The organism is Petrocella sp. FN5 (assembly GCF_029210395.1).
Taxonomy (GTDB): domain Bacteria; phylum Bacillota; class Clostridia; order Lachnospirales; family Vallitaleaceae; genus Petrocella.
Genome location: NZ_JARGDP010000096.1, coordinates 1 through 8482, shown reverse-complemented (window position 1 = coordinate 8482; position 8482 = coordinate 1). Strand labels below are relative to the sequence as shown.

Genomic DNA, 8482 nt, shown 5'->3' with positions numbered 1-8482 from the left:
TTATTCAATCGTTGTTAAGTTCTATCTTGTTGTGTTTTACACAACAAGATGATTGGTTAAAGTTCAAGGCTTATATTTGAAGCTTTAACCTAATTGAATTATAGTAAAATTTTACTTACTTGTCAATAAATAAATCTATTTTTTCACTAAAACAACAAAAGCCATAAAGAGAGACGCAAGGGTCTAATAAATGGCTTTGGTTGTTTTCATCCTACTTAATTGTATTACGTTCAATGATTTTAACCGGCAATTGAATCTTGACAGGTATCTTTCTTCCCTCAATTCTTTCTAGCATCAACTCCACAGCTTTCTCCCCCATGAACTCGTTATAGATTTTCACTGTTGTTAAAGCCGGATATGTGTAACTGGCTGTGGGTATATCATTGAAACCTATAATACCTATGGTATCAGGCACTTTGATTTTAGCCTCATTTAAAGCCCTAAGGGCACCAATAGCAATGGAGTCGTTGGCAACAAAAAAAACTTCCGGCAAATTTGCCTGCCCGATAGCTTGATTCATTAGCTTATAACCACTCTGAGGTGTAAAGTCTCCAATATAATCATATTCAGGCATGTACAAACCTTTCTTTTTCATAAACTTAATAAAGGCATCATACCTTTTCTCACCTATAGGCGTTCGGCATTCTTCTATCGTTTCAATACCACCAATATAACCTATGCGTTTGTATCCTTTATCCATAAGATAGTTCAAAACTTTGATGACCGCTTTTCTAATATCAATGGTAACAGAATCATATTCATCCTCAAAAGGAGACGAATCAATAAATACTAAGTTTTGATACCTTGCTTCAAACTCCCTGATTTCTGCTGTTGAAAACTTTCCAATAAAAATAACACCATCAAGAGCTATGTCCATGGTTGGGTTAGAATTGCCAATTCTCGGAAATTTGATTAAGTGAATCTGCTCATCCTGACATTTTTTCTCTATGCCCATCCGAATGCCTAGATAGTAAGGATCCTCAATCTCGCCTTCATCTGTGACAAACTCAACAAGACCTATTGACCGTTCATCTTGATTCTGATTCGACAAAGGTTTTTTCCTTCTATTTCTTGGTGTCTGATACTCCAATCGCTCTGCAATTTCTACTATCAAAAGTCTTTTTGCTGTGGATATTGACAACGTATCATCATAATTTAACACTCTTGAAACGATTGTTATAGAGACACCTGCTTCTTTTGCAATTTCTTTAATCGTAGCCATAATCGTCTCCTCAGCTGTTATTCTCATTTACATAATATAGTATATAAGATGTTTAGGCCACTTGTCTAGGCTCTAGTAAAAATATGTGAAATTCATACAATTATATCTTCTATAAGTACGGTTTCCATCTTTTTTTATGGTGAAATTGCCATCTTTTTTTACTGTTTTTTTTACTAACAAAGATAGGCAAATAAATTTTCTCATGAATCCATCAAAATATTCGCCCCAAAGTCTCTTCCACACTTTTCACGCCAATCAGTTTGATATCACCTATGCCATTTATGTGTTTCAGATTGGCATGGGGGATGATACATGTTTTAAATCCCATTTTCATAGCTTCCACCACTCTTTTCTCACACTGGACAATACCCCTAACCTCACCTGTCAAACCTACTTCTCCCATGATTATGGCGTCATCCATAATGGCTTTATTTTTGAAACTGGATGCTAATGCTGATACTATGGCTAGATCAAGTGATGGCTCATTCACTTTAATGCCTCCGGCTATATTGACATAGCTGTCATAGCCCCCTAGTTGCATGCCCATTTTTTTCTCCAATACGGCAACCAATAAATTGACTCGATTATAATCCGTACCATTGGCTGTTCGCCTTGGCATACCGAAATTAGTTGAACAGACCAATGCCTGTACCTCAACTAATAAGGGTCTTGTTCCCTCCATACAGCAAGTCACTGCTGAACCTGACTCACCTAACGGTTTTCCTGTTAACATATATTCAGAAGGATTTTTCACTTCTCTAAGTCCGCTATCCACCATCTCAAAAACACCAATTTCATTGGTTGAACCAAATCTATTTTTTACCGCTCTAAGAATACGATAAGAAACACTTCTGTCGCCTTCAAAATAAAGTACTGTATCCACCATGTGTTCTAGCACCCGTGGACCTGCAATAGCACCGTCTTTGGTTACATGGCCTATGATGAAGGTAGAAAGATTAAGTTGCTTAGCAATCTTCATCATGGATGAAGTCACTTCCCTCACTTGAGAGACACTTCCCGGAGCCGAGCTTAAGATGTCTGAGTATATGGTCTGTATAGAGTCTACAATTAATATATTCGGTTTTTCATTCTTTATGGCTTGTTCAATATGCTGCAATGAAGTCTCCGCATATAAAAGAACATTTTCACCATCTACACCGAGTCTTTCTCCTCTTAACTTGATTTGCTTATTGGACTCTTCACCGGAGATATATAGTACTTTCAATTCCTGGTTAGAGATTGATTGACACATTTGTAATAGTAATGTTGATTTTCCAATACCCGGGTCGCCACCAACCAATGTTAAGGACCCTTCAACAAGACCACCGCCTAGTACTCTATCCAACTCTTCTATTCCGGTCTTTACTCTTGTGTCTTGGCCTATAGAAATGTCTTTAAGTTTTTCCACCTTGCCTAGTGCCATATCGTCGGATAAAACAGATGTTTTTTTTGATGGAGTGCCGGTCATTTTTACTTCTTCTACCATGGTATTCCAAGAACGACAACCCGGACACTGCCCCATCCATTTGGACGCTTCATGTCCGCATGTGTTACAGACAAATACATTCTTTACTTTTGCCATACGTCTCTCCCCTTTATGCGCTCTGCCTCTAATAACGTTTGCTCTATGCCATCCAAAAAACGGCATATAACTTTAGTCATATGCCGTTAATGGTTATGCTTTTTTTATTTCTATTTTTTGGTTACCACTCATAAAATCAACACCAAAACCAATTTTACCAGCTAAGTTTGTTTTCATTTTACCAACCTGTACACCTTGTATGAAGACCTTATATTCTTGGTCCGCTTCAAGTTCCACCGTAATCTGAGCATCTTCTTCACCTTCGACTTCAAAAGTGACCTTTTCTTCTGTCACATTTAATTGATGAACTGTGGTTCCAGGTACTGATTCATAAAGCAATCGGCCATTTTTTTCTAGTTTTGTCACTGCGCTGTACGTCTTAACTTTATATATGTCGCCGTCTACTTCAAAATCTTGTATCTTTCTCTTACTGTCCATCAGATAGTTTCCAAAGCTAAGGGTGTTGTTGTTCTCAACTCGGATTAATTCTTGGATACCTGCCATTTACTTAACCTCCTAAAACTCTTGTGAGCATGGAATTATTCCAAGCTCTCTTCATGAATAGTTATCATTATATAGTATTTCATCATGAAATACCAGTTGTTTTTCAGTTATTCTTGAGCTTCTCTAGGCTTAAAGGTTAATACTTCATTTTCGATATCAATATCAATAAGATTACCTTCCTTTATATCACCATCTAAAATGTGTTGTGCTAACTGGTCTTCTATTTTTTGCTGTATGGCCCTTCTAAGAGGTCTTGCGCCGTATGCTTCATCAAAGCCTTCCTTGGCAATAAAGTCTATGGCACTTTCCGTTAAGAATAGTTTAATGCCTAGATTCTTATCCATTCTGATCGCCAGTTGCTTAAACATGATCCCTACGATTTCTCGAATGTTTTCCCGTGTAAGGGAATGGAAGACGATCGTTTCATCGATACGGTTCAAAAATTCAGGTTTGAATATCTTTTTTACTTCATCCATAACATCTTTTTGCATGGACTTGTAATTGCTTACTTCATCATTTGCCGAAGAAAAACCTAAGCGCTTAGGGGAAATGATATTTCTTGCGCCTGCATTTGATGTCATAATGACCACAGTGTTTTTAAAGTCAATACGACGTCCCTGTGCATCTGTGATATGTCCATCATCTAAGACCTGTAACAAAATATTAAAAACATCTGGGTGTGCCTTCTCTACTTCATCAAAAAGCAAAACTGAATAGGGTTTTCTTCTTATTTTCTCACTGAGTTGGCCACCTTCATCATATCCGATATAACCTGGTGGGGAACCAATTAGTTTTGACACACTATGTTTTTCCATGTACTCTGACATATCAACACGTATTAGGGCATTTTCATCTCCAAAAAGTGCTTCAGCCAGGGCTTTTGTTAGTTCGGTCTTACCTACACCAGTTGGCCCAAGGAAAAGGAAGGAACCGATAGGTCGTTTAGGATCTTTCAGACCCACACGACCTCTTCGAATGGCTTTTGACAAGGCATCAATAGCATCTTGTTGCCCCACAACACGTTCATGTAGAACGTTCTCAAGATTTTTCAACCTTACGCCTTCTTCTTCTGTAAGCTTTTGAATGGGTATCCCCGTCCAGTTGGCAATAATACTTGCAACTTCTTTTTCACCGACTACCTGTTCAGCCATATTACTTTTGGCTTCCCATTCCATTTTTGCTACTATTAGTTTCTCACGAATTTCATTTTGTTTTCTTTTTATTTCTCCGGCCTTTTCATAGGCTTCCTCTCGAATTGCCTTTTCTTTTTCATCTTCAAGTTCTGCAACCTGTTTTTCCATTTCATTAATATCCGGTGGTGCTGTAAACGTACTCAGTCTAACCTTACTGGAAGCTTCATCGATAACATCGATGGCCTTATCCGGTAGAAATCGGTCTGATATGTACCTATTTGAAAGCTTAACGGCTTCAACAAGGGCAATGTCAAGAATCTTCACTTGATGGTGTTCTTCATACATTGTCTTTAAGCCTCTTAATATTCCAATTGCCTCTTCTTCCGATGGTTCATCCACCTTTACAGGCTGAAAACGCCTTTCTAAAGCCGGATCTTTTTCTATATGTTTTCGATACTCATCCATTGTTGTTGCACCAATTAGCTGTACTTCCCCTCTTGCAAGGGATGGTTTTAATATGTTCGAGGCATCGATAGCTCCTTCTGCTGCACCTGCACCTACAATGGTATGAATTTCATCAATAAATAACAACACATTACCAACAGCCAAAATCTCCGCAATGGCTTTTTTTATACGATCTTCAAATTCACCACGATACTTAGAACCTGCAACCATCGATGATAAATCAAGTGCCACAACCCTTTTGCCTTTTATCGTTTCCGGAATATTGCCTTCAATAATTTTCTGTGCCAAGCCTTCAGCTATGGCTGTTTTCCCAACGCCCGGTTCACCAATAAGACAAGGGTTGTTTTTAGTTCTACGGCTTAATATCTGAATAATGCGCTCAATTTCTTTATCACGACCTATAATTGGATCGAATTTACCTTCTTTAGCCATTTGTGTCAAATCACGGCTAAATTGATCAAGAACCGGTGTATTGGATTCCTTTTTCTCATTAGGGTTGTTGGGCGCTAGTTTTTGATTGCCTACATCTTCACCTATGATTTTTAATATTTCATGGTATATTTTTTGCTTAGAGCCACCTAAGACCTCTAATATCCTTATGGCCATTGAATCTGTTTCTCTTAGTAAAGCTATTAGTATATGTTCCGTCCCAATCTCACCTGAGTTCATTTTACCAGCTTCAGCAACACTTAATTCTAATACTCGTCGAACCCTTGGCGTCATGCCTTCACCTTCTGAGGTTTGAACTTGATTTGTGACAATCACCTCTTTGATTTTATCATACACATCTTCATAAGTGATGTTCTGACTTATTAGTGTTTTGGCAGCAACACCCTCGCCTTCTTTTAACAGGCCTAGTAAAAGATGTTCCGTACCTACATAGCTATGGCCCAGTTCTGCTGCAATTTCACTAGATAGGTTGATTGCCATTTGTGCCCGTTCAGTAAATCTTCCCATAATTATCCTCCTATAAGCTGAGGCAGATGATCTCTTATGTAATCTGCCCTAGCGCTGTCTCTTTCATTAACATCTAAATCTCTGTTGTATATGATTTGAAGATTAGCCGGTTGTATTTTGGCCATCAAATTATAAATATTAATGCTTTTGTTGTCGACGGTTTCAATAACGCCTAGTTCTATACCTACTTTTAGGTCTGATAAAAGACGCATGGCTTCTTTTGAAGTAATCATTCTGGCATGGCTTAATATCCCATAAGAACGATAAACCGCATCTTCAAAAAACTTCCTCTTATCCTTCAATAACTTGTGTCTAACAATAAGCTCTTGCTCAATAATTTGCTTTGTTACACTTGTTAAGTTATCTATAATCTCATATTCCGTCTGACCTAAGGTTACTTGGTTAGAGATTTGAAAAACACTACCTTGTGCTTCTGTTCCTTCACCATATATGCCTCTAACCGTTAAGCCAAATTTGCCAATCGCTTCAAGTATGAATTGAAGTTGGCCCGTGGTCTCAAGAGCCGGTACATGAATCATGTAAGATGCTCTAAGACCTGTACCTAGATTGGTGGGACAAGCTGTCAGGTAACCTATCTTATCATCAAAAGCATAATCGAGTGCTTCTTCAAATAAATCATCTATATGGTCAGCTTCTTTTAAAGCTTTTTCCAAGTTCATCCCAACAGCCATAGACTGAATACGTATGTGATCTTCTTCATTAATCATGATACTTATAGCTTCATCCTTAGATAGGATTAGAGATGCCGGCATTTGTACTTTAACAAATTGAGGACTGATAATATGCTTTTCCATCATGGCAATCTTATCAACTTGATTGATTCTACCCATGGCTACATGTTCAAAAAAACTGGTCAACGTTTCTTTTGTTGTCTCAATTGCTTTTCTTGTCTTATCAATAACATGGTTAGCACCTTCATCATCCAAACGATTGGGGAAAGAATAGTCCACTAAGTTTCTTGCCAGTCTAACACGGCTGGATATAACCACACCATGATAGGTTTCAGATTCCAAATCATACCACTTTTTCATAATTTGGCCTCCTTTTTAAGATCTTTTATCAGATCTCTAATAACGGCTGCTTGTTCATAATCTTCTTTCATTAAAGCAATCTTCAGATCGCTTTCATAGGTTTCCAATTTGTTTTGTATTTGTATTTTTTGATTCAGTTTACTTGGACGTTTCCCTGTATGATACAAACTACCTTGTAAACGTTTCACAATCGGTTGTATATGTGTGTCAAATACCTTGTAGCAATAGGCACAGCCAACTTTGCTTTTGCTTTTAAAATCACTAAATGTCATCCCACACTTTGAGCAAGTCAAATCAACACTTTTTATCTGTGGGCTCTTATTGTTTTTTAGTAGCCCACTTAAAAACTGTTGAAAAGACAGACCATCATTAAATAATATGCCTTCATTTTCTTTGGCACATACTTCACAAAGATGAACTTCTTTACTCTCGCCGTTCAAGGTCTGATTCAAATATACAGTTGCCTCTCTTTGCTGACATTTTTCACATTTCATGATTGGTACCTCCTGCCGATTACATTTTCACCTTGCACCTTATACAATATATGGCATCAGGATGGTTTCCTGCCTGACATGCCGGACAGAAACGATATTCATAAACGCCATCATCATTCATAACCGGAATTAGTGATTCATCCCCATAAGATAGATCGTCTAATGCTTCATCCTCTGATTCATGATCTAATGTTATGTCAAGTAAATGAATAGCATTGATGTTAGAACGTATTTTATCTACTAGCTTCTTATAGCTGCTTATTGATAAATGATCTTTTTCTAAGTCATTATAAACCTGTTTTCCAAGTTGGCGGTACATTCTATTTATAAGGCTATTAAGTTCTTTTCTTTTTTCATCCATATTATAATATCTACCTTCCTTTCTTTTATTCTATTATAGCATAAAAGGGTTAGAAATTGAAGAATCTAACCCTTTACCTTGTTAGGCATTAAAACCTAGCCTAAACCAATCTTTATTTAAATTCTTCCATAACCTCGTCAATAAGCTCTGTGGACATAAGTCCAGGGTAATAGGCAATAACACTGCCATCACGGTCAATAAAGTAGGTGGTCGGATAGCCCGGAATCGTAAACTGACCCGTAACATCCCCAACCTCATCTAGTACCATCGGCATCGTATAGTCAAATTGCTCATACCAATCGATGACACCTTTTCTGTCTGTATTCTCATTCGTCGTTACGTTAACAAGCAATATCTGCAAATCATCTCCGTATTTCTCATAGGCTGCTTGAAAATCAGGCATTTCTTCGAGACAATACTTACACCAAGTGGTCCAGAAGTTCAAGAAAACAATCTTGCCTCTATAATCCGATAAACTGATGGCTTCACCTGTGGAACTGGTTAATGTAAAGTCCGGTGCCATAATCACTTCTCGTGCCGGTTGACTTGTTGTAGCCGCATCTTGGGTTTCTTGATCTTGAGTTGATGCCTCATCCATAACACCTTCTTGGCTTTCTTCATCCATTGTATCTATCTGGGGCTCTTTACCGCAAGCCGCTAATGCAAACAAACTTGTTAACAATAATAACGCTATCCACTTTTTCATGTAGAA

At 37.8% G+C, this 8482-nt stretch carries 8 protein-coding genes; all 8 read right to left on the bottom strand.

Going from position 1 to position 8482, the window contains the following annotated elements; translation table 11 throughout:
- Positions 1 to 211 precede the first annotated feature (211 nt).
- Positions 212 to 1222, bottom strand: a complete 1011-nt coding sequence (locus P0N36_RS13920; protein WP_275843464.1) for a LacI family DNA-binding transcriptional regulator — start codon at positions 1220 to 1222, stop codon at positions 212 to 214.
- Between the two features lie 211 nt (positions 1223 to 1433).
- A complete protein-coding gene (gene radA / locus P0N36_RS13915; RefSeq protein ID WP_275843463.1) occupies positions 1434 to 2804 on the bottom strand; it encodes a DNA repair protein RadA in 1371 nt (456 codons plus the stop codon).
- A 93-nt stretch (positions 2805 to 2897) separates the two neighbouring features.
- On the bottom strand, positions 2898 to 3308 hold the full coding sequence (locus P0N36_RS13910; RefSeq protein ID WP_275843462.1) for an endosialidase: 411 nt from the start codon (positions 3306 to 3308) through the stop codon (positions 2898 to 2900).
- 107 nt (positions 3309 to 3415) lie between these two features.
- Positions 3416 to 5866 carry an ATP-dependent Clp protease ATP-binding subunit gene (locus P0N36_RS13905; RefSeq protein ID WP_275843465.1) on the bottom strand — a complete coding sequence of 817 codons (2451 nt, stop codon included), beginning with the start codon at positions 5864 to 5866 and terminating at the stop codon, positions 3416 to 3418.
- Positions 5866 to 6915 carry a protein arginine kinase gene (locus P0N36_RS13900; RefSeq protein WP_275843461.1) on the bottom strand — a complete coding sequence of 350 codons (1050 nt, stop codon included), beginning with the start codon at positions 6913 to 6915 and terminating at the stop codon, positions 5866 to 5868. Before P0N36_RS13900 ends, P0N36_RS13905 begins: the two co-directional genes overlap by 1 nt.
- Complete coding sequence (locus P0N36_RS13895) at positions 6912 to 7409, bottom strand: UvrB/UvrC motif-containing protein (protein ID WP_275843460.1); 498 nt, start codon at positions 7407 to 7409, stop codon at positions 6912 to 6914. Before P0N36_RS13895 ends, P0N36_RS13900 begins: the two co-directional genes overlap by 4 nt.
- A gap of 19 nt (positions 7410 to 7428) precedes the next feature.
- The gene (locus tag P0N36_RS13890) at positions 7429 to 7770 is read right to left on the bottom strand and encodes a zinc ribbon domain-containing protein (protein WP_275843459.1); all 342 of its coding nucleotides are present in this window, start codon (positions 7768 to 7770) and stop codon (positions 7429 to 7431) included.
- A 112-nt stretch (positions 7771 to 7882) separates the two neighbouring features.
- Positions 7883 to 8482 (bottom strand): TlpA disulfide reductase family protein (locus P0N36_RS13885; protein ID WP_275843458.1); only part of this gene is annotated, 600 nt, incomplete at its 5' end.